Source organism: Endobacterium panacihumi (genome assembly GCF_050847465.1).
In the GTDB taxonomy this organism is placed as follows: Bacteria; Pseudomonadota; Alphaproteobacteria; order Rhizobiales; family Rhizobiaceae; genus Neorhizobium; species Neorhizobium panacihumi.
This window is the reverse complement of sequence record NZ_JBOZRA010000002.1, coordinates 656,248-682,135: the sequence shown is the minus strand read 5'-3', so window position 1 is coordinate 682,135 and position 25,888 is coordinate 656,248. Positions and strand designations below refer to the sequence as shown.

Annotated in this window: 29 protein-coding genes and 1 other annotated feature (1 of these 30 cut by a window edge); of the genes, 12 read left to right on the top strand and 17 right to left on the bottom strand. The window is 58.8% G+C overall.

Annotated features, from left to right (window positions below; genetic code table 11):
• Positions 1-16: 16 nt before the first annotated feature.
• From ACRQ1B_RS15045 to ACRQ1B_RS15010, 8 genes are all read right to left on the bottom strand, one after another.
• Complete coding sequence (locus ACRQ1B_RS15045) at positions 17-1,975, bottom strand: methyl-accepting chemotaxis protein (RefSeq protein ID WP_432294523.1); 1,959 nt, start codon at positions 1,973-1,975, stop codon at positions 17-19.
• 328 nt (positions 1,976-2,303) lie between these two features.
• The gene (locus tag ACRQ1B_RS15040; protein WP_432294522.1) at positions 2,304-2,444 is read right to left on the bottom strand and encodes a hypothetical protein; all 141 of its coding nucleotides are present in this window, start codon (positions 2,442-2,444) and stop codon (positions 2,304-2,306) included.
• A gap of 80 nt (positions 2,445-2,524) precedes the next feature.
• The gene (locus ACRQ1B_RS15035; protein ID WP_432294521.1) at positions 2,525-3,142 is read right to left on the bottom strand and encodes a riboflavin synthase; all 618 of its coding nucleotides are present in this window, start codon (positions 3,140-3,142) and stop codon (positions 2,525-2,527) included.
• Positions 3,142-4,299 (bottom strand): bifunctional diaminohydroxyphosphoribosylaminopyrimidine deaminase/5-amino-6-(5-phosphoribosylamino)uracil reductase RibD, encoded by a 1,158-nt coding sequence (gene ribD, locus ACRQ1B_RS15030; RefSeq protein ID WP_432294520.1) that lies wholly within the window; start codon positions 4,297-4,299, stop codon positions 3,142-3,144. Before ribD ends, ACRQ1B_RS15035 begins: the two co-directional genes overlap by 1 nt.
• Before the next feature lie 2 nt (positions 4,300-4,301).
• Positions 4,302-4,781: a transcriptional regulator NrdR gene (nrdR, locus tag ACRQ1B_RS15025; protein WP_432294519.1), complete on the bottom strand. Its 480-nt coding sequence runs from the start codon at positions 4,779-4,781 to the stop codon at positions 4,302-4,304.
• Positions 4,782-4,801: 20 nt separating this feature from the next.
• Entirely contained in the window at positions 4,802-6,091 is a 1,290-nt protein-coding gene (gene glyA / locus ACRQ1B_RS15020; protein ID WP_432294518.1) for a serine hydroxymethyltransferase, read from the bottom strand.
• A gap of 201 nt (positions 6,092-6,292) precedes the next feature.
• The gene (locus ACRQ1B_RS15015) at positions 6,293-7,618 is read right to left on the bottom strand and encodes a L,D-transpeptidase family protein (protein ID WP_432294517.1); all 1,326 of its coding nucleotides are present in this window, start codon (positions 7,616-7,618) and stop codon (positions 6,293-6,295) included.
• A 238-nt stretch (positions 7,619-7,856) separates the two neighbouring features.
• Positions 7,857-8,192, bottom strand: a complete 336-nt coding sequence (locus ACRQ1B_RS15010) for a hypothetical protein (RefSeq protein ID WP_432294516.1) — start codon at positions 8,190-8,192, stop codon at positions 7,857-7,859.
• A gap of 347 nt (positions 8,193-8,539) precedes the next feature.
• On the opposite strand from ACRQ1B_RS15010, the gene ACRQ1B_RS15005 reads away from it, so the two are divergent.
• The 3 genes from ACRQ1B_RS15005 to ACRQ1B_RS14995 all read left to right on the top strand — a co-directional run bounded on the left by ACRQ1B_RS15005 (position 8,540) and on the right by ACRQ1B_RS14995 (position 10,481).
• Positions 8,540-9,508 carry a Bug family tripartite tricarboxylate transporter substrate binding protein gene (locus ACRQ1B_RS15005; RefSeq protein ID WP_432294515.1) on the top strand — a complete coding sequence of 323 codons (969 nt, stop codon included), beginning with the start codon at positions 8,540-8,542 and terminating at the stop codon, positions 9,506-9,508.
• 89 nt (positions 9,509-9,597) lie between these two features.
• On the top strand, positions 9,598-10,062 hold the full coding sequence (locus ACRQ1B_RS15000; protein ID WP_432294514.1) for a GNAT family N-acetyltransferase: 465 nt from the start codon (positions 9,598-9,600) through the stop codon (positions 10,060-10,062).
• A gap of 71 nt (positions 10,063-10,133) precedes the next feature.
• The gene (locus ACRQ1B_RS14995) at positions 10,134-10,481 is read left to right on the top strand and encodes a DUF5086 family protein (protein ID WP_432294513.1); all 348 of its coding nucleotides are present in this window, start codon (positions 10,134-10,136) and stop codon (positions 10,479-10,481) included.
• 6 nt (positions 10,482-10,487) lie between these two features.
• Here ACRQ1B_RS14995 and ACRQ1B_RS14990 read toward each other — a convergent pair whose 3' ends face one another.
• Positions 10,488-10,646 carry a hypothetical protein gene (locus ACRQ1B_RS14990; RefSeq protein ID WP_432294511.1) on the bottom strand — a complete coding sequence of 53 codons (159 nt, stop codon included), beginning with the start codon at positions 10,644-10,646 and terminating at the stop codon, positions 10,488-10,490.
• A 131-nt stretch (positions 10,647-10,777) separates the two neighbouring features.
• Between ACRQ1B_RS14990 and ACRQ1B_RS14985 the strand changes: the two genes are divergently transcribed.
• Both ACRQ1B_RS14985 and ACRQ1B_RS14980 read left to right on the top strand, forming a co-directional pair.
• Complete coding sequence (locus tag ACRQ1B_RS14985) at positions 10,778-11,668, top strand: LysR family transcriptional regulator (RefSeq protein ID WP_432294510.1); 891 nt, start codon at positions 10,778-10,780, stop codon at positions 11,666-11,668.
• A gap of 389 nt (positions 11,669-12,057) precedes the next feature.
• Positions 12,058-12,660: a hypothetical protein gene (locus tag ACRQ1B_RS14980; RefSeq protein WP_432294508.1), complete on the top strand. Its 603-nt coding sequence runs from the start codon at positions 12,058-12,060 to the stop codon at positions 12,658-12,660.
• A gap of 113 nt (positions 12,661-12,773) precedes the next feature.
• Here the strand turns inward: ACRQ1B_RS14980 and ACRQ1B_RS14975 are convergent, their stop codons facing one another.
• Complete coding sequence (locus ACRQ1B_RS14975) at positions 12,774-13,601, bottom strand: hypothetical protein (RefSeq protein ID WP_432294507.1); 828 nt, start codon at positions 13,599-13,601, stop codon at positions 12,774-12,776.
• A 31-nt stretch (positions 13,602-13,632) separates the two neighbouring features.
• A complete protein-coding gene (locus ACRQ1B_RS14970) occupies positions 13,633-14,427 on the bottom strand; it encodes a hypothetical protein (RefSeq protein WP_432294506.1) in 795 nt (264 codons plus the stop codon).
• A gap of 293 nt (positions 14,428-14,720) precedes the next feature.
• Here ACRQ1B_RS14970 and ybiA point away from each other — a divergent pair, with 293 nt between their 5' ends.
• Positions 14,721-15,275, top strand: coding sequence for a riboflavin biosynthesis intermediates N-glycosidase (gene ybiA, locus ACRQ1B_RS14965; protein ID WP_432294504.1), 555 nt, complete (start codon positions 14,721-14,723; stop codon positions 15,273-15,275).
• A gap of 4 nt (positions 15,276-15,279) precedes the next feature.
• Here ybiA and ACRQ1B_RS14960 read toward each other — a convergent pair whose 3' ends face one another.
• From ACRQ1B_RS14960 to ACRQ1B_RS14945, 4 genes are all read right to left on the bottom strand, one after another.
• On the bottom strand, positions 15,280-15,657 hold the full coding sequence (locus ACRQ1B_RS14960; RefSeq protein ID WP_432294502.1) for a type II toxin-antitoxin system VapC family toxin: 378 nt from the start codon (positions 15,655-15,657) through the stop codon (positions 15,280-15,282).
• The gene (locus ACRQ1B_RS14955; RefSeq protein WP_432294501.1) at positions 15,654-15,854 is read right to left on the bottom strand and encodes a type II toxin-antitoxin system VapB family antitoxin; all 201 of its coding nucleotides are present in this window, start codon (positions 15,852-15,854) and stop codon (positions 15,654-15,656) included. The genes ACRQ1B_RS14960 and ACRQ1B_RS14955 overlap by 4 nt, the downstream gene beginning before the upstream one ends.
• 213 nt (positions 15,855-16,067) lie before the next feature.
• Positions 16,068-16,580 (bottom strand): transcriptional regulator LdtR, encoded by a 513-nt coding sequence (ldtR, locus tag ACRQ1B_RS14950; RefSeq protein WP_432294621.1) that lies wholly within the window; start codon positions 16,578-16,580, stop codon positions 16,068-16,070.
• Between the two features lie 240 nt (positions 16,581-16,820).
• The gene (locus ACRQ1B_RS14945; RefSeq protein ID WP_432294500.1) at positions 16,821-17,252 is read right to left on the bottom strand and encodes a DUF6163 family protein; all 432 of its coding nucleotides are present in this window, start codon (positions 17,250-17,252) and stop codon (positions 16,821-16,823) included.
• Positions 17,253-17,408: 156 nt separating this feature from the next.
• Here ACRQ1B_RS14945 and hemB point away from each other — a divergent pair, with 156 nt between their 5' ends.
• The 5 genes from hemB to ACRQ1B_RS14920 all read left to right on the top strand — a co-directional run bounded on the left by hemB (position 17,409) and on the right by ACRQ1B_RS14920 (position 20,591).
• On the top strand, positions 17,409-18,422 hold the full coding sequence (hemB, locus tag ACRQ1B_RS14940; protein WP_432294499.1) for a porphobilinogen synthase: 1,014 nt from the start codon (positions 17,409-17,411) through the stop codon (positions 18,420-18,422).
• Between the two features lie 115 nt (positions 18,423-18,537).
• Positions 18,538-18,996 (top strand): RDD family protein, encoded by a 459-nt coding sequence (locus ACRQ1B_RS14935; protein ID WP_432294498.1) that lies wholly within the window; start codon positions 18,538-18,540, stop codon positions 18,994-18,996.
• Between the two features lie 144 nt (positions 18,997-19,140).
• On the top strand, positions 19,141-19,899 hold the full coding sequence (locus ACRQ1B_RS14930) for an arginyltransferase (protein ID WP_432294497.1): 759 nt from the start codon (positions 19,141-19,143) through the stop codon (positions 19,897-19,899).
• An 86-nt stretch (positions 19,900-19,985) separates the two neighbouring features.
• Positions 19,986-20,207, top strand: a complete 222-nt coding sequence (locus ACRQ1B_RS14925) for an AbrB/MazE/SpoVT family DNA-binding domain-containing protein (protein ID WP_432294496.1) — start codon at positions 19,986-19,988, stop codon at positions 20,205-20,207.
• On the top strand, positions 20,208-20,591 hold the full coding sequence (locus tag ACRQ1B_RS14920; protein WP_432294495.1) for a type II toxin-antitoxin system death-on-curing family toxin: 384 nt from the start codon (positions 20,208-20,210) through the stop codon (positions 20,589-20,591). It abuts the gene before it with no gap.
• Here the strand turns inward: ACRQ1B_RS14920 and parC are convergent, their stop codons facing one another.
• A complete protein-coding gene (parC, locus tag ACRQ1B_RS14915; protein WP_432294494.1) occupies positions 20,592-22,850 on the bottom strand; it encodes a DNA topoisomerase IV subunit A in 2,259 nt (752 codons plus the stop codon). It abuts the gene before it with no gap.
• 207 nt (positions 22,851-23,057) lie between these two features.
• On the opposite strand from parC, the gene ACRQ1B_RS14910 reads away from it, so the two are divergent.
• Positions 23,058-24,248, top strand: a complete 1,191-nt coding sequence (locus tag ACRQ1B_RS14910; protein ID WP_432294493.1) for an aq_1923 C-terminal domain — start codon at positions 23,058-23,060, stop codon at positions 24,246-24,248.
• Between the two features lie 58 nt (positions 24,249-24,306).
• On the opposite strand, the gene ACRQ1B_RS14905 is transcribed toward ACRQ1B_RS14910, so the two are convergent.
• Positions 24,307-25,794, bottom strand: coding sequence for a SulP family inorganic anion transporter (locus ACRQ1B_RS14905; RefSeq protein WP_432294492.1), 1,488 nt, complete (start codon positions 25,792-25,794; stop codon positions 24,307-24,309).
• An 86-nt stretch (positions 25,795-25,880) separates the two neighbouring features.
• Positions 25,881-25,888 (bottom strand) — a sequence feature (sul1 is cis-regulatory element that is thought to sense ions involved in sulfur or methionine metabolism; They are found in Alphaproteobacteria); it runs 50 nt beyond the window's last position.

Genomic DNA, 25,888 nt, shown 5'->3' with positions numbered 1-25,888 from the left:
TCCTGAAAAGTCTCTATCAAAACTCTTCCCATGCGTCGCCCGAGGGCGCGGGGGCGGCACTACCACCGGAAACGCGACGGACAAGGTTGTTGACCATCTGGCGGGCAGGAGAAGCCACCGGACGCGAAGCGTGCGAGGCTGCCTGTGGCGTGGCCGCCGGACGCGCGCCAGACGTGGCAGCGCCATTACCCAGATTGAACTGAGCAAGCAGATGCGTGAGTGCGGCCGCTTCGCTGGCCAAACCATGGCTGGCAGCATTGGACTCTTCCACCATGGCAGCGTTCTGCTGGGTGCTCTGGTCCATGGCATTGATGGAGGTGTTGATCTCCTGGATGCCGTTTGCCTGTTCGCGTGATGCTTCGATGATGGCACGGACCAGGGTGGAGATCTCCTTGACCTCGCTCTGGATGGCTTCCAGTGCCTCGCCGGTTTCACCCACGAGGTCGACACCGGTGCGCACATGATTGCCGGACTTGCCGATCAGAACCTTGATCTCGCGGGCGGCGGTTGCCGAACGTTGCGCGAGTTCGCGAACTTCCTGAGCGACGACGGCAAACCCCTTTCCGGCCTCACCGGCGCGCGCGGCTTCGACACCGGCATTGAGCGCCAGAAGGTTGGTCTGGAATGCGATATCGTCGATGACGCCGATAATGTTGGAAATCTCGCCGGAAGAATTTTCGATTTCTTCCATGGCGGAAACAGCCTTGCGAACGACTTCGCCGGAGCGTTCAGCTTCAGTGCGGGCCTTTTCAACCAGCGAGCCGGCTTCCTCGGCACGCTTGGCGCTATCGCGAACCGTGGTGGTCATCTCGTCGAGAGCGGCGGCGGTTTCTTCGAGCGACGCGGCCTGCTTTTCCGTACGCTTGGCAAGATCGTCGGCAGCCGAGCGGATTTCGTCAGCGCCAGAGGAGATGGCGGTGGCATTGCCTCCGACCGTCTTCAGGGTTGCCTGCAGCTTTTCCAGCGAAGCGTTGAAATTGCCGCGCAGCATGTCGAGGTGATCGACGAAGGGCTGGTTGATGCGATAGGCGACATCGCCATCCGACAGGCGCTGCAGGCCAAGCGCCAGTGCATCGACCGCAGTCTTCGTATCGGCGGCATCCTTGGCCTTGGCGGCTTCACGAGCACGCGATTCCTGTTCCGACTGGCTGCGTCCGGCATCGGCTTCACGCGACAGCCGCGCGCTTTCAAGAGCGTGGTCACGGAAGATAGCAACGGCCTTTGCCATCTGCCCGACCGCATCCTTGCGCACGAGGCCCGGGATTTCGGCAGCAGTATCACCTTCCGATAGCGAGACCATGCGGGCGTTCAGACGGTTGATCGGGCCGACGATGCTGACGGTGGCGATATAAAGCGCAAACAGAACCATGGCGACGATGACGATGCCGAGCACGATCGGTGCGGCCATAATGGTGAAGCCGTTTTCAGCGGTCAGCTTTGCGGCGCCCTCGTCGGCGGCTTTCATCAATTCGTCGTTGCCGGTGGCAAACAGCGGCAGCGTGGCCATGACCTTTGCGCCGGCTTCGCGCATCGCGGTGCGCGCCTGCATGGTCTGGCCGCTCTGCGCAAGCTCAATGACACGCTTGCCGATCTGGTCGAACTCGTCAACGGCCTTGAGCATGCCGGCAACAGCGGGCGCACGGGACGGCACCAGTTCGGCAGTTTTTGCGACACGCTCCTTCATGAGAACCAGATCGCCCTGATATTTCTTCACGGCCGCCGCAAATTCCGGCGAGGCGGGGTCATTGACCTGCATCAGGCCAAGCTGAAGACCCATCTGCAAAAGGCCGCCGGTTGCGCGCGCATTGAGCGTCGATGCCAGGCTTTCATGGCCGATGAAGTCGGTGTAACGCGTGTCGGCATCCTTGAACTGGGCGCTGACATAAACAAGACCGGCAAAGGAAATGATACCCATCAGGGCGACGAGGACGACGATCTTGGTGCGGATTTTTGCATTATCGAGATATTGCAACATGGCGGGTTCCGAATGGCGCACAGACGACCGCGCCCGAGCGCCGGCAGGCGACCGAATTCAGGAAGATCTGTCGATGAAAATTTCTTGCATGGCAGCCGACATCGCAAACATCGCGACAAAGACACCCCTTACTGCCGAGAATATACCTAGACTTGCCGTGGTTTAATTTTGATTAAATGCAATTTTTCCAGCAGTATTTTTATCAATACATAGAGTCACTTGATAGTCGTTTCCGAGATGTTGTCGCAACAATGCAATCAATTGTGGAAACAACAGCGCACGGCTCGCCGCTTGACGGTTGCAACGGGCACCACAACCGGAAAGATACTCAGTTTTTTACAGAAAAAGTGAAGTTCGACTGAGCGTATTCACGTGATTTGGCCGCGCCATGCATGGATGGCAGGACATAGGTGACGGCGATCGCCAGCAGCACCACGCCTATGGATGTGGAAATCAACACCAGCTTCATGCTTTGCTCCTCCGACACGAAGTCACCCGTAACGACGGGTGACCCGATTGGTTCCCGGAGGGCTGGCCGTACCGTTACGATTACACCTGCGGCTGCGGGAATTCAGCCAGCCGGGCAGCGTAACGGGCCATGGTATCCACCTCGAAATTGACGCGGTCGCCGGCCTTGCGCTCGCCCCAGCTGGTGACGCCGAGCGTGTGACGGATCAGCAGGATATCGAAATCAGCGCCATCAACGGCATTGACGGTGAGCGACGTGCCATCGAGCGCGACGGAGCCCTTGGGAGCAACGAAGCGGGCGAGATGTTCAGGGGCGCGCAGTCGGATGCGGACGGCTTCGCCCTCCGGCTCAACGGACAGGATTTCCGCCGTGCCATCGACATGGCCGGAGACGATGTGCCCGCCAAGCTCATCGCCGATCTTCAGGGCGCGCTCGAGATTGACGCGGCTGCCTTCGACCCAGCTCGAAACGGTGGTGAGGCGCAGAGCCTCCTCCCATGCCTCGACCTCGAACCAGCGTTCGTTGGAACCTTCACCCGGCAGACCGGTGACGGTGAGGCAGACACCCGCGTGGGAAATGGAAGCGCCCATATCGATCGTCTTCGGATCATAGGCCGTGTCGATGCGCAGTTTCACACCTTCGTCCATGGGGGTGATGGCAGAAACCGTGCCGACATCGGTAACGATACCAGTAAACATCAGGCGGACCTTTCGTATTCGTAAGCGCGATCAGGCCCGACCGGGGCACTGCCGAGAAGAGTAAAGCTGGCCGGGATATCGGATGGCGTCAGCGGCGATTCAAGACCGCCCTCGCCGACGACCTTGTCGCTCACGTAAAGAATGATGCGATCGACGAGATCTTGCGCGAGGAAGGCCCTTGCGACCGTGGCGCCGCCTTCGACCAGCAGGGTGGAAATGCCGCGCGTGGCAAGCGTCTCGAGGAGGGCCTTGAGAGTGGAGGCCTCAAGATGGGTCAAGGGTGAGCGCTGCGCTTCGGCTTCCGCAGCATGACCATGATTGCCGCATCGGCATGAGGCATCAGGGGCGGAATGGCCTGCCGTCTCGCTTGCCGTGCCCCCGATCTTCGCCACGATGACCGGCACGACATCCGCCGTCTGCGCCAGCCGCGACGTCGTGGGAAAACGACCATCCCGATCCAGCACTATCCGCAGTGGCGAACGATCTTTCAGGCCGACCAAACGGACCGTCAGTTCCGGATCATCCGACAGGACCGTGCCGATACCGACCAGAATGGCGTCGCTTTGCGCCCGCAGATGATGAACCTCGGTGCGAACGGCTTCGCCTGTGATGACGATTTCCTCACCGCGTTTTCCGAGCATGCCATCAGCGGAAACGGCCAGCTTCAGCGTCACATAAGGACGCCCGCTGGTCTGTCGCATGAGATAGCCGGACAGCGGGCGGCGGGCTTCGTCACTCATCAGGCCGAGTTCGGTGGCAATGCCGGCATCGTGCAGGATCTTCATGCCCTGCCCCGCAACCCGCGGATCGGGATCGGCAACAGCGATCACCACGCGTGCAACACCGGCATCGACCAGCGCGTTGGCGCAAGGCGGCGTGCGGCCCCAATGGGCGCAAGGTTCGAGCGTGACATAAGCAGTGGCGCCGCGCGTCTTTGCACCGGCCATCGCAATGGCCTGGGTTTCGGCATGCGGCCGGCCGCCGATGGCGGTGACGGCGGCGCCGACAATCTCGCCATTTTTTACTATGACACAGCCAACGGACGGGTTGGTATCGGTGAGACCGGTATGTTTTTTCGACCACCGGATGGCTTCCGCCATGAAGCGGCGATCATCGGCCGATCTTGCTGCGGCCTCGCTGTTCGCGTCGGCCGTCACAATCAGGGTTCCACGACGCTGTCGCGTCCGATCTTGGCATTGATCTCGGCGATGACCTTTTCAAAATCCTCCGCATGGGAGAAATCGCGATAGACCGAAGCGTAACGCACGAAGGCAACGTCATCGAGGCTTTTCAAAGCCTCGAGAACCTGCAGACCGATTTCCTCCGACGAGATTTCCGCCTCGCCCGAACTTTCCAGACGCCGGACAATGCCGGAGACGGCGCGTTCGATGCGATCGGGATCGACCGGCCGCTTGCGCAGCGCAATCTGGAACGACCGCACCAGCTTGTTGCGGTCGAAGGGAGCCTTGCGGCCGGTTTTCTTAACGACCATCAGCTCACGCAGCTGCACGCGTTCGAACGTGGTAAAACGTCCGCCGCAATCCGGGCAGATGCGACGCCGGCGGATGGATGTTGCATCCTCCGCCGGGCGGCTATCCTTCACCTGCGTGTCTTCGGATCCGCAATAGGGGCAGCGCATTCGCGATCAGTCCTCAAAAATTACATGTACGGGTACATGGGGAAGCGATCGGTCAGTGCAACGACCTTTTCGCGTACCGATGCTTCGACTGCGGCATTGCCCTCGTCGGAATTGGCGGCCTTGAGGCCATCCAGAAGCTCGACGATGAGATTGCCGATTTCCTTGAATTCGGCTTCCTTGAAACCGCGCGTCGTGCCGGCCGGCGTGCCGAGACGGACACCCGAGGTGACGAATGGCTTTTCAGGATCGAACGGGATGCCGTTCTTGTTGCAGGTGATGTAACCGCGGCCGAGAGCAGCCTCGGCGCGCTTGCCGGTGGCGTTCTTCTTGCGCAGATCGACCAGCATCAGGTGGTTGTCGGTGCCGCCAGAGACGATATCGAGGCCGCCGGCAACCAGCGTTTCCGACAGCGCCTTGGCGTTCTTGACGATCTGGGCTGCGTAATCCTTGAAATCAGGCTGCAGCGCTTCGCCGAAGGCGACGGCCTTGGCGGCGATGATGTGCATGAGCGGGCCGCCCTGCAGACCAGGGAAGACGGCCGAATTGAATTTTTTCGCCAGATCCTCGTCGTTCGTCAGGATCACGCCACCGCGCGGGCCGCGCAGCGACTTGTGGGTCGTGGTGGTGGCGACGTGGCAATGCGGGAACGGCGACGGATGCTGGCCACCGGCAACGAGACCGGCGATGTGCGCCATGTCGACCATGAGGTAAGCACCGACTTCATCGGCGATTTCGCGAAATCGCTTCCAGTCCCAGATGCGGGAATAGGCGGTGCCGCCGGCGATGATGAGTTTTGGCTTGTGTTCACGTGCCTTGGCGGCAACGTCGTCCATATCGAGCAGGTTGTCGTCTTCACGCACGCCGTAGGAGATGACGTTGAACCATTTGCCGGACATGTTGACCGGCGAACCGTGGGTCAGGTGACCACCCGAATTGAGGTCGAGGCCCATGAACGTATCGCCCGGCTGCAGCAGCGCCAGGAACACGGCCTGGTTCATCTGCGAGCCGGAGTTCGGCTGGACGTTGACGAAATTGACGCCGAACAGTTTTTTGGCGCGCTCGATGGCGAGTTCTTCAGCGATATCGACAAACTGGCAACCGCCATAATAGCGCTTCCCCGGATAACCCTCGGCATATTTGTTGGTCATGATCGAGCCCTGGGCTTCGAGCACGGCGCGCGAGACGATGTTTTCCGATGCGATCAGTTCGATCTCGTGACGCTGACGACCGAGCTCTTTGCCGATGGCGCCAAAGATTTCCGGGTCGGTTTCGGCCAGCGGGCGGGAGAAGAAAACGTCAGTCGTCGACATATGCGAAGCTCCTCGAAGGGGTGGGCAAGCGATGTCAGGCGTATTAGCGGGCTCACGGGGTCAGGGCAATACGGTGAACGACATTTGCAGGCCTGAAGACGCGGCAGATGGTATATCTTTGTCGATGGCCATGCCCAAAAGCAGAACGCCCTCCCGCAAAAACGGAAGGGCGCCTGACGATTGCCAAATTGATGCGGCCGATTATTGTGGCAGCATGTCGCTTTCGGTAAGTGCGCCCTGGCGCTGCTCGACGCCGGTCGTGGTCTGCAGAGCCAGTTCCTGATTGCCGTCCTGCTGATAGATGTCGTCGCGGAACTGCACGACGCGGTCCTTGGCGGACCACGCTGTGATGTAGACTATATAGACCGGCACTTCCTGCGCCAACTTGATCGGCGTGTTCTGGCGGCTGGCGATGACGCGCTCCATTTCCTGACGCGACCAGCCGGGCGTATCGCGCAACAGCCATGCATTGAGATCGCGCACGTTCTGGATACGCATGCAGCCCGAGGATTCGAAACGGATCAGCTTGTTAAACAGGCCCTGCTGGGGCGTGTCGTGCATGTATTCGTTGTTCGGGTTGTGGAAGTTGATCTTGGTGGACGCCATGGCGTTGATCTTGCCCGGATCCTGACGGAACATCAGGTTCGGCGCCTTTTCGGCATGCCAGTCAACCGTTTCCGGCGAGACTTCCTGACCGCGACCATCGAAGAGACGGATCTGGTTGCGCGTCAGGTAGGTCGGGTCCTTACGCATCAGCGGCACGATATCCTTGACGATGATCGAGCGCGGCGCGGTCCAGTACGGATTGAGGATGACCTCATAGACCTTGGAATTGATGACATGCGTCGGGCGGTCGATACGGCCGACAACGGCGGTATTGCGCAGTGCAACACGGTCGTTCTCGACGGCTTCGACGTAAGCGCCCGGAATGTTGACCATCATGTAACGCGGGCCGAGATCGCCCGACATTGCCTGCAGGCGAACGAGGTTGGTTTCGAGCTGCATCAGGCGGGTCTGGGCCGGCACGTTAATGGCCTTGACCGAGAATTCGCCGAGAACGCCGTCAGCCGGCAGGCCGTGGCGGGACTGGAAGCGCTTGACCGCGCTGTCGACATAGCTGTCGAAAGCCGGCGAGATACCGGCCTGACGCGAAAGGTCACCGGAAATCATCAGGCGCTGACGCAGCTGCTGCACGGCCGGATCGGTAACGCCGAGGCGCAGCGTCTGCGCGGAATTGACGTCCGGCCAGCCACCGTTCTGGACGATGTTCTGATATTCCATGATGGCGGTCTGGATATTGCCGGGGCCGGACGGTCCGAGAACCGGGTTGTTAGTGCTGACGCTGGCGCTGGAAGAGGAGCGCGCATCGAACTGGTCGTCCCAGCCGCCGCGGCGCGGCGCATTGATCAGATCATCGATTGCCGACTGCGCAAGGGCTGGCGCTGCGAGTGCCGCAGCACCGGCGGAAACCGCCGTGCGAAGCATCGTTCGGCGGGAAATCAGTTCAGATCCAATCTTCTTCGACATTTTCCTGTCCATCTCATCCTTAGGCATAAGGCCACATGCCTAAACGGATATGGTTAAAAATCGTTGCGTGTGCCGCGGCGGGTAAGCGCGGAAAACCAGACGCAAGACGGCTTTGTGTAGCTTGGCGGTCACATAGCAATATGGCCGATTCGTGTCAGCAAAACTTGCGCTCACGCGGGCGTGTTGAGACGTGACCGGAAGGACACAGATTTGCTGCGATGCAGCGAGTGCGGAGGGATCAGTTCAGTTCGATTTCAGGCGGATAGTTCCGAAAGCAATCCTTGGCGAGCGCCCTTGCCTCGACCGGCTTATCCAAAAGCATGTCCGTCAGGCTATCAATCGTTCGCTGCACGCGTGCCTCTATGGATTGCGGCTCACCGGACAAGGCCTGTTCCTGAGGTTTGATGTCGGCCATTGCAAGAGCCTTCTTCTCCTCAAGTTGCTGCTCTTTCACGTCATCATCGGCATAAGCATAGGCCATGAGTACAAACATCGCGGCACATGTTTCGGCAACAATCGGGTGCTCTTGCTTGTCGACAAACGGCGTTTCGTTGAGCGAAGACTCTTCACTCATCGCTGGTGTCACAGACAGGACAGAAGCACACAGAATCGCAAGTGACCAACAAGCACGCCTGAACAACCAAGATGAAACCGACGACATGTTTTCCAAACCAGCAAGGAAGCGATTTTTCCAGGCGATCCGTCAACGCAGATCGTTGCCGGAGTGATAGTGCTGGCAGCTGCCAATCGCAATCAGCATACGTGCGGCATCCACATCTGTGAGTGGTCACATCGAGATAATATGACTCGCGCTTGCATTGTCAGACATTCTCGCGGAAAGTGTATTTGCGTCCGCACTCTCGGGGAGGAGTTCGAGGGGCCGACGCTTCGCACATGACCATCAAACGGGAGGGATGTTTCATGAAATTTTCGCGTATCTTCATGCTTGCGACGGTGGCTACCGTGTTTTCCACCTTCGCCAGCGCGCAGGACTATCCGTCAAAGACGGTGACGATCCTTGTGCCGTTCGCGGCCGGCGGCAATACCGATGCTTTCGCACGGCTTGTCGGCGAGAGGCTGGACCAGCGGCTGGGTCAACGGTTCATCGTGGAGAACAAACCGGGCGCCGGCGGCAATATCGGGCTCGGCGAACTCGCCCGCGCCGAACCGGACGGCTATACGATCAGCATGGGCACGGTCAGTTCCAATGCGATCAATCAGACGCTCTACAAGGAACTGCCCTATGACAAGGAAAAGGGCTTCGCGCCGATTTCGCTGATCGCCACCCTGCCCAATGTGCTGGTGGTGAACCCTGATCGGATTTCGGCAAAAACGGTGCCGGAGCTGATCGAATTTCTGAAAACCAAACCGGGCGAGATCAGCTATGCCTCGTCCGGTACCGGCACGTCGATCCACCTTGCGGGCGAGCTTCTGTCCAGCAAGGCCGGCGTCAAGATGAACCATGTGCCATACAAGGGGTCGAGCCAGGCGATCATGGACGTGGTGGCCGGCCATGTAGACATGATGTTCGACAACATTCCGACCGCAGCCCAGCAGGTGAAGGCCGGGAAGGTGCGAGCGCTCGCCGTCACCAGTCTCGACAAGGCAGAACTCCTGCCCGACGTGCCGACCATGGCCGAAACGTTCCCGGGCTTCGAGGCGACATCCTGGCATGGCCTGTTTGCGCCCGCCGACACGCCGCCGGAGATCGTGGAAAAACTGAGCCGCGAAGTGCAGGCGATCATGGCCGATCCGGACATGGTGGCGAAGATCAAGGGCATGGGCGCGACGCCGGTCGGCAATACATCGGCCGAGTTCAAGACCTTTATCGCCAATGAAACGGGCAAATGGGCCGAGGTGATCAAGACGGCTGACATACCGCTGCAATAAACAGGCTTGCCTGTGTTGTCCGGTCGGAACCAAAAATCCGGCCGGTTCATCTCTTGACCCCGGCCATCTCATCGTCCGACAGTGACACCATGCAAATCAGAACCGCGATACCGGACGACGCACCGGCCATGAGCGCCATGCTGCACCTCATCGTGCAGGCGGGTAAACGCACCTCTCCCGCCGATGAAGCCTTCGTGCTTTCCCATTACATCACCAACCCGGACGGCGTACGCTGCTCGCTGGCAGTGGATGACGACGGTTCTGTTCTCGGTTTCCAGTCGCTGATCTTTGCCCGTGCGGGCAATCGGTACGACACGCCGGTCGGCTGGGGCATTATCGGAACGCATGTCTCCCCGTTGGCTGCACGGCGCGGCGTGGGGCGACAATTGTTTGAGGTAACGAAGCGCGCTGCCGTCGAGGCGGGCCTTGAAAAAATCGAGGCCTTTATCGGCGAAAAGAATACTGAAGGTCAGGCCTATTATGAAAAGATGGGTTTTGTGACCTACCGTCTGGCCGAGGGTGCTGTGTGCAAAAGTTTTGAGGTGCCACGTTGATGTGGTGGCATTCTGCTACGGCTCTTGTTTTGTCTTTCCTGTTGTTCCCAGTGGCTGGACAAGCGCAGCAAATGCAACAGGAGGACGTCATTCTATCCGTATTGGGCGGGACGGTACGCTGGGCAGCCGTTTATAAGGCCATGCCGGAACGCGCCGACGATCCCTATTTCCATGTCCGGGTTTTCGAGCACAAACGCGGCTCGGAGCCTTGGCGTTTCACGGAGCTTGCCTTCCACATGGCCGTGACGCCGCAGGCGTTGGAAAAAAGCCGCAGCGGCAAGAAGGCAAAGATCTATCATTACAAGGATGTCGAAATCCGCGGCGCCTATCACCGCTGGCTGGAGAATGCCTCGATGCGCCGAGGCGTGCCGATATGCGAGACGGATATTCTCGATTGCGTCCTCCGGTTTGGCAGATAATGCCGGTTAACGATCGGCAATCTTTGCTCCTGCCACAAGTGACGGCATCGCATCTGCCAAGATTTGCGGGCGATTATCCGGCACGTTCTGGGCTATAAAAACCAGCGCGACCAGAAATGCCAGCCTCCATGCAATGCCGCGCAAAAGCCCTTCCGAGGCGCTCATGATCATATCCTTTCCGTAAAAAAGCTGATGCCATTGTCCGCGAGGCGCGACTTTGCACAATACGGAAGATACAAGGAAAGGCTTCGGATAATCCGAAGGGTCTGCAAGCAGGCTCGTGGCGGGAGGAAATCATGCGGTTCGACCTGACGGATCTACGGCTGTTTCTGCATGTGGTGGAGGCGGAGAGCATCACGCAAGGCGCCGAGCGGGCCGGCATGGCGCTGGCCTCGGCAAGTGCCCGCATACGCGGCATGGAGGACACCAGCGGCATTTCGCTGCTGGACCGTGGCCCACGGGGCGTGCGCGCCACCCCGCCCGGCGAGGCGCTCGCCCACCATGCCCGCATCATGCTGGGCCAGATGGAACAGATGCGCGGCGACCTGCAGCTTTATGCACGCGGCCTGCGCGGTCACATCCGGCTCTGGTCCGGCCGCGCCGCCATGGCGCACCTGCCGGACGCCTTGCGCCGTTTTCTCATCGATCATCCCGCCATCGATATCGATCTCGAGGAAAGACAGAGCGTCGATGTGGTGGCGGCGGTGGCCGGAGGACTGGCCGATCTCGGCATCGCCGCCGACACGACGGATACCGGATCACTGGAGACAAGGCCATTCGAGACGGACCGGCTGGTGTTGATCGCGCCTCTCGGGCACCCGCTTTCTGCCCAGCATTCGGTCGCCCTGCGAGACGTTCTGGACGAGCCCTTTGTGGGGTTGCCGGCCGACAGTGCCCTGCAGGGGCATCTGGCCACGCATGCGGCGCGCGAGGGAAAACCGTTCAAGCTGCGCATCCGCCTCGACAGCTTCGAGGACATCTGTTCGATGACCGGCAGCGGCGTCGGGCTGGCGATCGTGCCGGAAATCTATGCGCAGAAATTTCGCGATGACATGACACTTGTCATCATCCCGCTGTCCGATCCCTGGGCGCTGCGCCATCTGCTGATCTGTGCCCGCAATTTTGCGGCCCTGCCGATCCATGCGCGAAAACTGGTCGATTACCTGACCGGCCATGGCACAGACTGAAGGACCAAACGCGTTAACACATGCCGTATATGTTTGTGACAAGCGAGGTATAATTACCCTTTTACTTTGCCGGTGATCCGGGCTGCGGCGATCCTCGTGCGCATCGAACACCCAAGCACCTCCAGCACGATTGCGACAGCGGCCAAGGGGAGAAACCCGCAAGTATCTGTCTTTAAATGTTTTATCGGAAGGCTTCATCGCTATTTCCGAGGCAGGCGAATTCGCTGCCAAGCTGGATTCGCGTAAATATCGGACAGTCCGGCGCCCCGAAATGAACCAAATCCCGACTTGATAAAAGCTCAATTTTTATATTCGTTCATAATCCTAAATTATGGCGCCGCAGGTATTTCAATGGTGCGATTGTAGATGAATATGGACCAAGCATTTCGATGAGCTTTGCAAGTAGCGAAGAATCCAAGAATTTCTTTGAATTTCTGGACATCTATTACGAACATTCTAAAATATGCGACGACGATCAGGTGATCGACTGGCTGGAGAAGCGCGGCAGCGACCCTGATTTCTGGCATCAAACGGCGCTTGCCTGGCATTGGGAAAGCGGCATCGAGGTACTGCATTGGATCGCCTTGCAGCCGACCTGTGAAATGGCGACGGCAGCTTGGATCCTGATCGAAGGGCTTTCCGGCGGCGAACTCCATGCCACGGCAACGGATTGCGTATCGTCCGACCGGCCGTTTTTCGAGATGTGCAAGGATATCGCTGTGCGCCTGCATGCCGGTTTCTATACCTCGAACCGTCTTGGCTTCACCCCGCAACAGGCCGCGAATTTCGACCAGAGCGTTGCTGTCTTCAACCGCCAGCGTCTGTGCATCGGCAACCCGCCACTCTGGCAATTGCCGCGCGCGGCTTTCGGCCCGTTCAGGGGCAAGCAGGCGGCGTCGGCAAAGGATGCGGTGTTCGAGCGCGGCACGCTACGCATGACCATGCAGCATTTTTCCGAAACGCACGAAGGTTCGCTGAAACTGCCGAAGTAAACCGGGTCATCACGGTCTTCGACTATCACGAAAACGCCGCAAGTCATGTCTGACCTGCGGCGTTTTCGTATTTTCTCAAGCTATGAAATGATGCATGGCCAAGGTCCATCGCCTTACACGCAGGGCGATGGACCGACTTCTGCTTTCAGGTAGGGCTTCAGTTCCTCCGGCACTTCACCGATCGGCCACCCGGCGAAATCGGCCTGCGACAGCAATGCGATTTCCGAGAGGCCGCGCAACTGTTCTGCGAGGACCGGCGGGACCATCTGCCCCTGCAGGCGGCCGGACTTGATCGCGCCCTTGCCATTGCGTGCACCCATTTCCGCGAAATTCAGCATCATCTGACCCTGGGGCGTTTGCGCGACCCTCTTTACTTCGGAGGCAATGGCTTTTTGTACACGAATGAATTCCCGAAGGCGGGCGACGAGGCGATCCTTGTGCGGCTTTTCACAGAATCGGCTCTTCAGGTTCTGCATTGAGCAGGCAATGTACCGCGCTGCTGTTTGCGTCGGAACCTGCACGCGACCATGGACCTCCGCATATCGGGCGGAGCGCTCGTCAATGCGTTTCAGGCAACGCTCGTGCAGTTCACTGTCGATCGCGTCGAAACCTTCATCCGTTACGTTCATGCTGAGAACCATGTTGAACGGACTGGGGAAAACCGGATCGACGTGCACGTCTCTTCTATAGGCGCGCGCCCTCGGTTCCGGTTCATAGGCAAAAACGGCGTGCGATTGCCTTGCAGCCTGCGCCGGTTTGACAGCGGCAATCAGGTCATCCGCAAGGAAATAGGTACCGGAAAACACAACGGCTACCGCCGCCAACCCGATGCCGACATCGGCAAGCGATGGGCTCCACTTGTCGGAGCCATCGCCTTGCAGCAGGGGATTGACCTCATTTTTTCTATTCGGATCCGATGATCCCAGTTTGCCGAATGTCATCGTTTCAGCCCATTCCTGAATAGCGTCAATTCTATCGCGCGCATGTTCTTGCAATTCCCCTGAAGTCCGGATTGGACCGACCATCCACAAGGATCGACCGATCTTTGACGACGACTTGCTGCGCATTCCGGACTGACCATACGAAAATTCTGGTTTTTCCGACCCCAAAATAGCGCTGCCAGCGACGGACTGCGGCGCAGACAGTTTGCATCTGCGCGCGCCCCTGCCTGAATTCGATATAATCCTGCGGGCTGACTGTTTCTCCGGCGCCGAACACTCCGACACGGAAACCTGCGAGCAATCCGTCATGCGCATTGTCGAGATCGAAGGCGAAAGGTCCTTCGAAACCGATCTTGGCGCGTTTACCCGCCGCACCCTCGAGATCCCACGAAACTGGGCGATCGCTGATGAAGACAGCAGCCGCATCGCCGATGCCGGAGAGATCGAGAGTGACGCGGCGATGTGGCGCGCGGTCCTCAAAAAACTGGAATACGATATGCACGGCATCGGAGCGCTGGGCGGCATCACGCGAAGCCGTCTTCGACTGAAGTTTGCGATAAAGCGCCTTCAGTGCTTCAGGATCATCGCCCGAGACCACTCCATTGGCATTATGCGCCCGCTCGATGCGCCAGGTCAGCGGATCGAAGCCGCCAAAACCCTTCCAGAGCTGAAAATTGACCGCCAGAAAAATGCTGGCCGAAGTGATGATCGGGAGAACGAACAGAAGAACAAGCATGCTGTTGGCGATCAGCCCGAGCGAACGCCACGGGCTGGCTGCCGGCTCTGCCGGTTCATGATCGTGGGACGATTTTCGTCCGAATGCCATTCTGACCCCTGCCTGCAGTACCCGTATCCGAGAAACCCAAGGCACGACGCTTCACATCGCAAGCGATAACAAATCCGCTCCAAATTGCGATCAAACTTACGCAATCCTGCAGAGGAACAGCCGGATTCGAATCCATCGTTAAAACCCTGCTTCCATGGAGTGGGAAAAATACCTGGCCGCCGTGAACCGCAACCAGCCGATCAAACGGCAAAGCACATTGCTTCAGATGCGCTCTTTTCTCCCTCTGGCGGAGACTGATTGACAAGCACACTCTCCTCGGCCCTTATCACCCCATGTACGACAACCGCACCGCGCTCGAAGCCGCATTTTCGTCAAATGCCTCCCTCGATTTCCTGTTCTTCTGGGGGCACCGGCCATCCAGGGATGGCAGGATTACCGCTTCGTGCCTGAGCCAATGGTGGCCCTCTCCATTCACGGTGGATGGCGTCATCTATCAGACGGCCGAACACTGGATGATGGCCGGCAAGGCGCGCCTTTTCAGAGATCACGAAAGGGCAGAGCAGATCCTTGCCGCGACCGATCCGAAACAAGTCAAGGCGCTCGGCCGCAAGGCGCGCGGTTTTGATGCGGACGCCTGGGACCGCGAAAAGTTTGCGATCGTCTGCGAAGGCAGTTTTCAGAAGTTCTTGCAGAACGAAGACCTGCGCGCGTTTCTTCTGTCGACCGACGACGCGGTTCTGGTCGAGGCAAGCCCGGTTGACCCGGTCTGGGGCATCGGCCTTGCGGCCGACGATGCGGCGGCAGCCGATCCGACGCAGTGGCGCGGGGACAATTTGCTGGGCTTTGCGTTGATGGATGCGAGACAGAGGCTACGGGAAGAGGGCTGAGCCTTCACGACGAGTGCGGAACGTGTAACGGAATGCCAGCCTTTTCCGCTGCGGCCATAAGGCGCCGGTCACGGGTCCATAACCAAACTTTTCCATCCAACAGGATAGATGCCATCAACTGGGTGTCCGTATACCCGATGCCCATATTGAAGAGCGCAAAACGCTCGATCATTGCCATAACGTCGTCATGAGCGACGAATTTGGCCTGCCTTTGGGCAGCCAACAGTGCCAAAACATTTTTGCGATCCCGCAAGCTTCCGAGCGCCAATTCACCGATCACTGCCGGATGCATCAACAACCGATCCTGGTCCAATATACGCTGTAGTTCCCGGTCGGTGTGGCGGAAGTGATCGATCCAGATGGACGTATCGACGAGGATCACTTCGCGTCAGCAAGCCGACGGCGCGGCGCAGCCTCTGCGTCGGGCATCGTGCCTCCGAGTTCTGTCAACCGTCTCGCCGCCTCCACACGCACAAGCGTTTCCAGAGCTTGACGAACGAGGGCCGAATTTTCTTTTGTGCCGGTCAGCGACCGCGCTTTGTCAATGAGCGTATCGTCAATGTCGATAATCGAGCGCATCTCCGTTCTCCGCCGTTTCGCAGCGAAAATATCATCATCCCGTGATCAAATCCACGTGTGGCGTGGCATTCGATGACACGCGAAAAACCGGAGGCGCTGGCGCCGTCCGGTATTGATCGCTTCTGGAGGTGTTTTGTTGTTCTTGCCGGTGGCCGGCCCGTGGATGGGCCTGGCCGCGCGGAGGCATGGCATGATGTCCCTTCAGGGATCCGATTACATGCGGTAGGCGATCGAGTCGTTCCAGAAACGGTCGAGGCGCTGCAGCAGCTTGTTCATCTGGCTGAATTCGCCTTCGCCGATGCCGCCGACCTTTTCGATCGAGCCGATGTGGCGATCGTAAAGCTTGGCAACCGTTTCAGCGATTTCCTGGCCTTCCTTGGTCAGGCTGATGCGGACCGAGCGACGGTCGATGCGCGAACGCTGGTGGTTGATGAAACCGAGGTCGACCAGCTTCTTGACGTTGTAGGAAACGTTGGAGCCGAGGTAATAACCACGCGAGCGCAGCTCGCCGGCGGTCAGTTCGGAATTGCCGATGTTGAACAGCAGCAGTGCCTGGACGGCGTTGACATCGTCACGACCCTGACGGTCGAACTCGTCCTTGATGACATCGAGAAGGCGACGGTGAAGACGCTCGACGAGATGCAGGGATTCCATGTAGAGACCACGGATCTGGTCTTCGTGGGGATTGGCGACTGCCGCAGCCTGCGGCTTGATTTTTGCGTTCAACATTTTTTGCCTCACTGTTTTGTTTGGCGGTGTGTTTGTTTGTTCCCGCCTTGTGAGAGACACTATCGAATGCGCATAAAATTCGACTTAAAACACACGGCTAACAGCCGGTAAACGCACGCTTCCCCATTGTGGCGGCCGTGCGGCAGGCGCCGCGTTAATCAAACCAGCCCCATATTTTTCAATAGCTTGGCGGTTAAATTCGATCGAATTTTAACGAAAATTGCTTGGGAAAGCTGGTTAATCAGTGGTTACCCGCTCGGCGTTTTTGCGGTTTTCGAGGTAAATCGCGACGCGAAAGAGCACATAAATGGCAGCCACGAGGCCGTGCATGAGAGTTATCAACAGGCTGTGCCCGAAGATTTCCGGCCAGACTTGATACATCAGAAGCTGCGTGCCGGCGGCGAGCGCCCACAGAACCGGACCCCAGGAGACGGCAAGCCACAGGCCGAGCGACGCGACGGGGAAAAGCACGGCCAGGGTGGAGGCCGCAGCCCGCCACGGAAAGCTCAACAGATCGAACCGGCCGCGCCCGCCAAAACTGTAACCGGTGATCATGCCCCAATATTGCAGGCCGAACCAGAAACAGGAGACGGCAACGAGACGCAAAAAGATGACGTAGAGCAACTGCGTCATGGAGCGTTTCGGGTGGTTGAGAGAATCATGGGCCATGACGCGGACGATAGCGGTGGTTTTTGCGGATCGCCAGAGGCGCGCGCATCGACGATGCCTATGACCTCAGTGCATACAAGATGCGGTATCAGATCAATTCGCAAAACGCAGGTCGCATGCTAAGGGAGCGGCACTATTATAAAGAAGAGGCATACCATGTCCGACAAGACGCATCTGGTGGACGAGATTACCGGCCACCGCCGCATGCGGCGCAACCGCAAGGCCGACTGGACCCGCCGCATGGTTCAAGAGAACCGCGTGACCGTGGACGACCTGATCTGGCCGATCTTCATCGTGCCCGGCGAAAATATCGTCGACCCCATCAAGGCAATGCCGGGCGTTTATCGCCTCAGCGTCGACAAGGCGGTGGAAGCGGTGAAGGAAGCAGCCGATCTCGGCATTCCCGCTGTTGCCCCCTTCCCCGATATCGAAATGGACCTGCGCGACGCCACCGGCTCCGGCATTCTCGACCCCAACAACCTGATCAACCGTTTTACCAGCGCGGTGAAGAAGTCGGTCTCCAATATCGGCGTGATCAGTGATGTGGCGCTCGACCCGTTCACCAGCCATGGCCATGACGGCATTTTGCGCGATGGCGTGATCCTCAACGACGAGACGGTGGATCAGGTGGTGAAGGCCGCGATCCTGCAGGCCGATGCTGGCTCCGACATCATCTCACCGTCGGAAATGATGGACGGGCGTATCGGTGCCATCCGCCGTGGGCTCGACGCCGCCGGGCATCAGGATGTCGGCATCATGTCCTATGCGGCAAAATTTTCGTCTGGCTTCTACGGTCCCTATCGCGAGGCGATCAATACCGGCGGCCTGCTGAAGGGTGACAAGAACACCTATTACGTTTCGCCCGCCAACGGCACCGAGGCGCTGCGCGATGCCGCACTCGATGTGGAAGAAGGCGCGGACATGCTGATGGTCAAGCCCGGCCTGCCCTATCTCGACATCTGTTGGCGCGTGAAGGAAGCGTTCGGGCTTCCGACCTATGCCTATCAGGTGTCGGGCGAATATTCGCAGATCAAGGCTGCTGCCATGCAGGGCTGGGTGGATGAAGAGCGGGTGATGATGGAGACGCTTCTCTGTTTCAAGCGCGCCGGCTGCGATGGCATCCTCACCTACTTTGCCGTCGATGTGGCAAAGAAGCTGGCCAAGGCCTAAGCGCGCTTTTCCTCTCTATAATATGCCGCATTTTCCGGCGGTCTTGTGCCGCCGGATTTCTCCACCATATTGAAAGTGGTAAAATCCCATTTCGGGAGAAGGAGAACACAAGACCATGAGCCTCGACCCCAACACAGCCGTCGTCGCACCTGAAGACTGGCGCGCCTATAGCGGCGTGCTGATGCGGCGCTCATTCGCCTTCATCCTCGATTACCTGATCGTGCTGCTGCTGTGCATTCCGGCGGCGATCATCGTGTTCTTTCTCGGCGTGTTGACGCTGGGCCTCGGCTTCATGCTTTACCCGGCCCTGTTCGTCATCGTGGCGCTCCTCTATTTCGGCATGACGCTCGGTGGTCCGAGCCAGGCCTCGCCGGGCATGCGCGCCGCCGGCATCACCATGCTGCGCCTCGACGGCCGCCGCATGGATTTCCTGACCGCCATGGTCCATACGGTGCTGTTCTGGGTGATCAACTCGGTGCTGACGCCGCTGATCCTGCTGGCCGGTCTGTTTACCGACCGATCGCGACTGGTGCACGATTTTCTGCTCGGCACGGTGGTTGCGCGCACCAGCTAAGTCCGCAACCGCGCCTGAATAAAAACATTTGATGATCACACATGCGGGCAGGCTTTGCCCGCATGTTGACGTTTTGCGAACTTAGGTCATGCTAATAGTATTCGCTGCAACGCACATTCTTTAGAACCAGGGCTTCTACAAGGGATGAACTCGCAAATTTCGCCATCACCGCAGTTCTATCTGACGGCTCCGGCAGCGTGTCCCTATCTTCCGGGCGAATATGAGCGAAAGGTCTTTACCCATCTGGTCGGCCCCCGTGCCGCAGAGATGAACGATCTCCTGACACAAGGCGGTTTCCGCCGTTCTCAGAACATTGCCTATCGTCCGGCCTGTGAAGCCTGCCGCGCCTGTGTTTCGGTGCGCATTCTCGTTGATCAATTTTCGCCCGGCCGCACCATGCGGCGCGTGCTCGCCGCCAATAGCGACATCACCACCGACATTTACCCTGCCCAGCCTTCGACCGAACAGTTTTCGCTGTTCCGCACCTATCTCGACAGCCGTCATCAGCGCGGCGGCATGTCGGACATGTCTGCGCTCGATTACGCGATCATGGTGGAAGACACGCATGTGAACACCCGCGTCATCGAATATCGTCGCCGCGTGGAAGGTTCCGGTATCGGCGAGGCCAAGGGTGAGCTTGTGGGCGTGGCGCTGACCGACATGATGAGCGATGGACTTTCGATGGTCTATTCGTTCTTCAACCCGGAAATGGAAAAGCGCTCCTTCGGGACGTTCATGATCCTCGACCACATCAACCGCACCCGCACGCTCGGCCTGCCGCATGTCTATCTCGGCTATTGGGTGAAGGGATCGGCGAAGATGGGATACAAGACGCGCTACCAGCCGCAGGAGCATCTCACGGCACGCGGTTGGGAATTGTATACGGGCGAGGATGAAGGGTAAGACAGCCTGCGGCTTGCCTCCAATCTCCGGTTATTGTCTGGATCGACCAACGATGTTATAACATGGTTGCAACAGAGGTTTGAACCATGAACGCCACCATTCGCAAAGTCGGTAATTCCGAAGGCATCATCATCCCGAAAGATGTTCTGGATCGTATGGGCCTCAAGGCAGGCGATAATCTGGATATTGCCTTGGAAGCGGGGCAGTTGATCCTTAAGCCTGCCGACGAAGATTTCGCTCGCCAGCTTGAGCATGCCGAAAAATTCATGGAGAAATACAAGGTCGCGCTCAAAAAACTGGCCGAATAAATGGTCAAGTTTCTGTCGCGACCTCTTATCGAACGCCTCCATGAGCGTCAGATCGAAAGATTTGGCGGTTCATATGGTCTGAGAAACGAAAATGCGCTGGAATCGGCGCTTGCCCGTCCGGTCAACAAGGCAGCCTATGGTTCCGATGACACCATCGAACTGGCGGCCGCCTATCTTTTTGGACGGGCCATGAACCATGCATTTATCGACGGCAACAAACGGATCGCAATCGTTGCCGCCGGTGTTTTCCTGATGGACAATGGCCACATGATCACAACGAGTGACCAAATCCTGTTCACATTTGTTCTTGGCATCGCAGCCGGGGAAATAGACGAGGAAGGTGCGATCCGCTTCCTGCGCGATCACACCGTCCCCTATCCCTGATTACCCGGCAAACTTACCACTCCGCGGAAAGCCCTTCGGCACTGTACGGCCAGCCGAAGCGCGGTCGCCGCTCCATTCCAGCAGCTCATCCTTGGTCTTGGTGAACTGGCGTCCGGCGCTGTCTTCCCAGGTCAGGCCCGCCTCGATGGCAAAACACTTGATGTCTGAAATGCCGCCATCTTTGTAGCGCTGCAGGCGAACGCCCTTGCCGCGGGTCATTTCCGGCAATTGCGCCAAGGGGAAGACCAGCATCTTGCGGTTTTCGCCGACGACCGCGACGTGATCACCCGAGACAGGAATGACCAGCTTGGCCTCATCCGGCATTCCGACATTCATGATCTGCTTGCCCTTGCGGGTATTGGCGGTCATTTCGCTTTCAGCAACCACGAAACCGTTACCGGCCGTCGATGCGAGAATATGCTTGCGGCTGGCGTCGTGGACGAAGGCGGTGAGAATATCCTGATCGTTTTCCATATCGACCATGATGCGGATCGGTTCGCCATGGCCGCGACCGCCCGGCAGCTTGTCGGCGCCGAGCGTATAAACCTTGCCGCCGGTGGTGATGAGCAGCAGCTTGTCGGTCGTCTGAGCCGGGAATGCCAGTTTTGGCCCGTCACCTTCCTTGAAGGTCAGCGTCGAGGTATCCGCGATATGGCCCTTGAGCGCGCGGATCCAGCCCTTTTGCGAGATGACGACGGTGATCGGTTCCTTTTCGATCATCGCCTGATGGATGGCTTCGAGATCGGCTTCCGGCGCATCGGCAAACTGCGTCATGCGCGCGAATGGCTTGCCCTTGCCCTTTGCAAAAGCCTTGCGCACGTCCTGGATCTCGATCTCGACGACTTTCCACTGCTTGTCGTCGGAGGCGAGAAGCGCCTCGATATCGGCCTTTTCCTTGGTGAGTTCGTCGAATTCCTTGCGGATCTCGAACTCTTCCAGCTTGCGCAGAGAGCGCAGACGCATGTTGAGGATGGCTTCTGCCTGAATATCGGTCAGCCCAAAGCGGGCAATCATCGCCTGTTTCGGCTCATCCTCCTCGCGGATGATGCGGATCACCTCATCGATATTGAGGTAGGCGATCAGGAAGCCGCCCAAGAGTTCCAAGCGGCGTTCGATGGCGGCCAGACGGAAACTCGAGCGGCGGACCAGCACTTCCTTGCGGTGCGCCAGCCATTCGGTCAGCACTTCGTTGAGCGCCATGACCCTGGGCACCTTGCCCATGGACAGAACGTTCATGTTGAGCGGAAACCGGTTTTCCAGATCCGTCAGCTTGAACAGCGATTCCATCAGCAGCGTCGCATCGACGGTGCGGTTCTTGGGCACCAGTACGACACGGACGTCTTCGGCCGACTCGTCACGCACGTCTTCGAGAAGCGGCAGTTTGCGTGCGATCAGCAGTTCGGCGATCTTTTCGATCAGGCGCGATTTTTGGACCTGATAGGGAATTTCGGTGACGACGATCTGGTAACCGCCGCGACCGAGATCTTCCGTTTCCCATTTCGCACGCACGCGAAAACCGCCGCGGCCTGTGCGATAGGATTCGATGATCGATTCACGGCTGTCGATGATGATGCCGCCGGTAGGAAGATCCGGGCCGGGAATGAATTCGACCAGCTTTTCGACCGTCGCATCCGGATGTTTGATCAGATGCAGTGCCGCATCGCAGAGTTCGTGCGCGTTGTGCGGCGGGATCGATGTCGCCATGCCGACGGCGATGCCGGACGAACCGTTGGCAAGCAGATTCGGGAAGGCGCCCGGCATGACGACCGGTTCGCTGTCTTCCTCGTTATAGGTCGGGCGGAAATCGACACTGTCCTGATCGATGCCTTCCAGAAGCAGCGCCGCGACCTCGGTCATGCGCGCTTCGGTGTAACGATAGGCGGCGGCGCCGTCGCCATCGATATTGCCGAAATTGCCCTGGCCATCAACGATCGGGTAACGCTGCGAGAAATCCTGGGCCAGACGCACCAGCGCATCATAAACCGACTGGTCGCCATGCGGGTGGAACTTACCGATAACGTCACCGACGATACGGGCGCATTTCTTGAAGGCCGAATTCGGCCGAATGCCCATTTCGCTCATCGCGTGGATGATGCGGCGATGCACGGGTTTCAGGCCGTCACGGACGTCCGGCAGCGCGCGGTGCATGATGGTCGACAGCGCATAAGCGAGGTAGCGCTCTTCCAGCGCCGCCTTCAGGTCGACCGGCAGAATGTGGTCGTCGCCATCTTCTGGCGGCGGAGTCAGACTTTTTCCCATGAGGCTTGACTAGCGGAAAGCCTGATTCCCGGCAACAAACCGGGGGAATGAGACTGTGGAGAACCTCACGCATCAGTCATCTCTCATTAAGCCTTGCCACAAAAAGGTCCAGATAGACTTCACAGAGAGAATTCAACGCTTTATTGGCGTGGCCTATAAATTCCATTTATTTTCAGGCGGGTTACCTGCCTATTGAGGAGACTATTCATGCGTTACACTGCCTCGGCCAAGTTGTTTGCGGCCGGCACCGCCCTGTTTGCTTTCACCTCCCCGGCTCTGGCCCTGGATGGCAACGACCTCGTCAACAAGCTCAACACCGCGCTGAACATGCAGAACGGCATGGGCATCGTTGCCGGTTCGATTACCGTCGATGGATCGGACGTGACGCTGACCGACAGCCGCTTCGAGGCAGGCAATGGCCAGGGCAGCGTGCCGCTCGGCACGATCGAGCTGGAAGGCGTCGAGGAAGATGCCGGCGCCTACACGATTGAGACCGTGTCTTTCGAAGACATCAACATCACCCAGGAAAAGACCGTTTTCACCGCAGCGGACCTTTCCATCTCCGACATGCGCATTCCTGCCAGCTCGGCAGGCGACACCACCGATGCCGTCCTCTTTTACGGCGAGGCAACCGTTGGCGCCATCGAGGTCAAGCTCGACGGCAAGAGCGTGGCGTCGATCGGCTCCTCCAAGATGACGACCGAAACTGCCGACGACAAGAAATCGATGACATTCGATGTCAAAATTGCCGATATCACGGGCGATCTCACCGCCGTTGAAGATCCGCAGGCACGCCAGACCATTGACGACCTCGGCATCAACGAGATCGACGGCAATATCAGCATGACCGGCAGCTGGGATCTGACATCGGGCACGCTGGCGACTGAAGAATACGCCTTCGACTTCGCGAATATCGGCCGCCTGAACATGGCGTTCAGCCTGTCCGGTTACACGCTCGATTTCCTGCGCTCCGTTCAGGAGGCTGCAAAGAAGGCCGAAGCCAGCGCCAATGACGAACAGGCACATCAGGCAGCCGGCCTTGCCATGCTCGGCCTCGTCCAGCAGCTCAGCTTCAACAGTGCGGAAATCCGTTTCGACGACGACGGCATCACCACCAAGGCGCTTGATGTGGCCGCCAAGAAGCAGGGCACGACCGGCGACCAGCTGGCCCAGATGATCAAGGCCATGGCACCGATGATGCTGGCACAATACAACATGCCGGAATTGCAGAAGGCTCTGACCGAGGCGCTCAATACCTATCTCGACAAGCCGGGCAGCTTCACGATCAGCGCCAAACCGGAAAAGTCGGTTCCGGTGCCGACGATCATGGGCGCCGCCATGGCAGCGCCGAACACCATCCCGCAGGTTCTCGGCGTCACGGTGACCGCCAACGACTAAGGTAATCACTTCAAGCGATTTGACGAAGCCCGGCAGGTGACTGCCGGGCTTTTGCGTTTCAATGGGCAGCCGATGCGCTGAAGGATGCGTGTTCCTTGTCGTGCAGGGCAAATCGATCGATCATGCCGGCACTTGCCTCGTTGACGCCCATGACATCCACATCCACGCCGCGATGGCGGAATTTCAGCACGACCTGATCGAGTGCGCCGACCGCGGAAATATCCCACAGATGCGCGCGGGTGACATCAATGACGATACGCTCCGGCGTTTCCGTGAAATCGAACCCGCCGACAAAGGCCTGTGCGGACGCGAAAAAGATTTCGCCCTCGACGCGGTAGGTGCGCAGCTTGCCATCTTCGGTGAGTTCGGAGGAAACGCGGAACATACGGGCCACCTTGCCGGCGAAAAACACGCCGGAGAGAAGCACGCCGACGATGACCCCCTTCGACAGGTCATGGGTGGCAAGCACCACGGCAACAGTCGCCAACATGACGATAGAGGATGTGCCGGGATGACGTTTCAGATCGACGATCGACTTCCATGAAAACGTGTTGATCGACACCATGATCATCACCGCCACGAGTGCTGCTACCGGCACGACGCGCAGAATATCGTCCAGCACCAACAGCAGGATGAGCAAGAAGGCACCGGCCACGAAGGTCGACAAGCGTCCACGACCGCCGGATGAAACATTGATGACCGACTGGCCGATCATGGCGCAGCCCCCCATGCCGCCGAACAGGGCAGAGACGATGTTGCCGGCGCCCTGACCAAAACATTCGCGGCTCTTGCTGCTGGTCGTATCCGTCATCTCATCGACGATCTGGGCGGTCAGCAGCGATTCCAGCAGGCCGACGGCGGCGAGCGCCAGCGAATACGGAAAGATGATCTGCAACGTCTCGAAGGTGAGGGGCACCATCGGGAAGGCAAAGCCCGGCAGCGATGTCGGCATGGCACCGAGATCAGCGACCGTCTTCACTTCGACGCCAAAGACAAGGACGCCGATGGTGACGACGGCGATGGCAACCAGCGGCGACGGCACCGCTTTGGTGACATAGGGAAAGAGATAGATGATGGCGAGACCGACCGCGATCAGCGCGTAGGTGATGTGCGGCACATTGGTCAGTTCCGGCAACTGCGCCATGAAGATCAGGATGGCGAGCGCGTTGACGAAACCGGTCATCACCGATTTCGACACAAAGCGCATCAGCCGGCCGAGCTTCAGCAGGCCGGCGATGATCTGCAGGATGCCCATCAGGATGGTAGCGGCAAAGAGGTACTGGATGCCGTGATCGCGCACCAGCGGCGCCATCAGCACGGCGGTGGCGGCTGTGGCGGCCGAGATCATCGCAGGGCGACCGCCGCAAATGGCGGTGACACAGGCGATCAGCACGGACGCAAACAGACCGACGGCGGGATCGACACCGGCGATGACGGAAAAACCGACAGCTTCCGGAATGAGCGCGAGTGCGACGACGATGCCGGAAAGAATATCGCCGCGAATATTGGAGAACCATTCCCGACGGTAGGTGGTCAAAGAGATCATGGGTTTGGATTTTTCGCAAAAGGGAGCGCATCCGCCGGGAGGGTATCCTGGTGTGACTACTGTCTTGGATTAGGCTGGATGCTTTGCGTTGTCC

What these genes read in the sequence shown, in the direction of transcription:
- ACRQ1B_RS15040 (WP_432294522.1), bottom strand. Translation starts at nt 2,444, where the DNA reads ATGAAGCTGGTGTTGATTTCCACATCCATAGGCGTGGTGCTGCTGGCG.
- ACRQ1B_RS15045 (WP_432294523.1), bottom strand. Translation starts at nt 1,975, where the DNA reads ATGTTGCAATATCTCGATAATGCAAAAATCCGCACCAAGATCGTCGTC.
- ACRQ1B_RS14945 (WP_432294500.1), bottom strand. Translation starts at nt 17,252, where the DNA reads ATGGCCCATGATTCTCTCAACCACCCGAAACGCTCCATGACGCAGTTG.
- ACRQ1B_RS14980 (WP_432294508.1), top strand. Translation starts at nt 12,058, where the DNA reads ATGAGCTTTGCAAGTAGCGAAGAATCCAAGAATTTCTTTGAATTTCTG.
- ACRQ1B_RS14955 (WP_432294501.1), bottom strand. Translation starts at nt 15,854, where the DNA reads ATGCGCTCGATTATCGACATTGACGATACGCTCATTGACAAAGCGCGG.
- ACRQ1B_RS14970 (WP_432294506.1), bottom strand. Translation starts at nt 14,427, where the DNA reads ATGGCATTCGGACGAAAATCGTCCCACGATCATGAACCGGCAGAGCCG.
- nrdR (WP_432294519.1), bottom strand. Translation starts at nt 4,781, where the DNA reads ATGCGCTGCCCCTATTGCGGATCCGAAGACACGCAGGTGAAGGATAGC.
- ACRQ1B_RS15000 (WP_432294514.1), top strand. Translation starts at nt 9,598, where the DNA reads ATGCAAATCAGAACCGCGATACCGGACGACGCACCGGCCATGAGCGCC.
- ACRQ1B_RS14920 (WP_432294495.1), top strand. Translation starts at nt 20,208, where the DNA reads ATGGTCAAGTTTCTGTCGCGACCTCTTATCGAACGCCTCCATGAGCGT.
- ACRQ1B_RS15010 (WP_432294516.1), bottom strand. Translation starts at nt 8,192, where the DNA reads ATGAGTGAAGAGTCTTCGCTCAACGAAACGCCGTTTGTCGACAAGCAA.
- ybiA (WP_432294504.1), top strand. Translation starts at nt 14,721, where the DNA reads ATGTACGACAACCGCACCGCGCTCGAAGCCGCATTTTCGTCAAATGCC.
- ACRQ1B_RS14985 (WP_432294510.1), top strand. Translation starts at nt 10,778, where the DNA reads ATGCGGTTCGACCTGACGGATCTACGGCTGTTTCTGCATGTGGTGGAG.
- glyA (WP_432294518.1), bottom strand. Translation starts at nt 6,091, where the DNA reads ATGTCGACGACTGACGTTTTCTTCTCCCGCCCGCTGGCCGAAACCGAC.
- ACRQ1B_RS14995 (WP_432294513.1), top strand. Translation starts at nt 10,134, where the DNA reads ATGCAACAGGAGGACGTCATTCTATCCGTATTGGGCGGGACGGTACGC.
- ACRQ1B_RS14910 (WP_432294493.1), top strand. Translation starts at nt 23,058, where the DNA reads ATGCGTTACACTGCCTCGGCCAAGTTGTTTGCGGCCGGCACCGCCCTG.
- ACRQ1B_RS14930 (WP_432294497.1), top strand. Translation starts at nt 19,141, where the DNA reads ATGAACTCGCAAATTTCGCCATCACCGCAGTTCTATCTGACGGCTCCG.
- ACRQ1B_RS15035 (WP_432294521.1), bottom strand. Translation starts at nt 3,142, where the DNA reads ATGTTTACTGGTATCGTTACCGATGTCGGCACGGTTTCTGCCATCACC.
- parC (WP_432294494.1), bottom strand. Translation starts at nt 22,850, where the DNA reads ATGGGAAAAAGTCTGACTCCGCCGCCAGAAGATGGCGACGACCACATT.
- ACRQ1B_RS15005 (WP_432294515.1), top strand. Translation starts at nt 8,540, where the DNA reads ATGAAATTTTCGCGTATCTTCATGCTTGCGACGGTGGCTACCGTGTTT.
- ACRQ1B_RS14905 (WP_432294492.1), bottom strand. Translation starts at nt 25,794, where the DNA reads ATGATCTCTTTGACCACCTACCGTCGGGAATGGTTCTCCAATATTCGC.
- hemB (WP_432294499.1), top strand. Translation starts at nt 17,409, where the DNA reads ATGTCCGACAAGACGCATCTGGTGGACGAGATTACCGGCCACCGCCGC.
- ACRQ1B_RS14935 (WP_432294498.1), top strand. Translation starts at nt 18,538, where the DNA reads ATGAGCCTCGACCCCAACACAGCCGTCGTCGCACCTGAAGACTGGCGC.
- ACRQ1B_RS15015 (WP_432294517.1), bottom strand. Translation starts at nt 7,618, where the DNA reads ATGTCGAAGAAGATTGGATCTGAACTGATTTCCCGCCGAACGATGCTT.
- ACRQ1B_RS14925 (WP_432294496.1), top strand. Translation starts at nt 19,986, where the DNA reads ATGAACGCCACCATTCGCAAAGTCGGTAATTCCGAAGGCATCATCATC.
- ACRQ1B_RS14975 (WP_432294507.1), bottom strand. Translation starts at nt 13,601, where the DNA reads ATGACATTCGGCAAACTGGGATCATCGGATCCGAATAGAAAAAATGAG.
- ACRQ1B_RS14990 (WP_432294511.1), bottom strand. Translation starts at nt 10,646, where the DNA reads ATGAGCGCCTCGGAAGGGCTTTTGCGCGGCATTGCATGGAGGCTGGCA.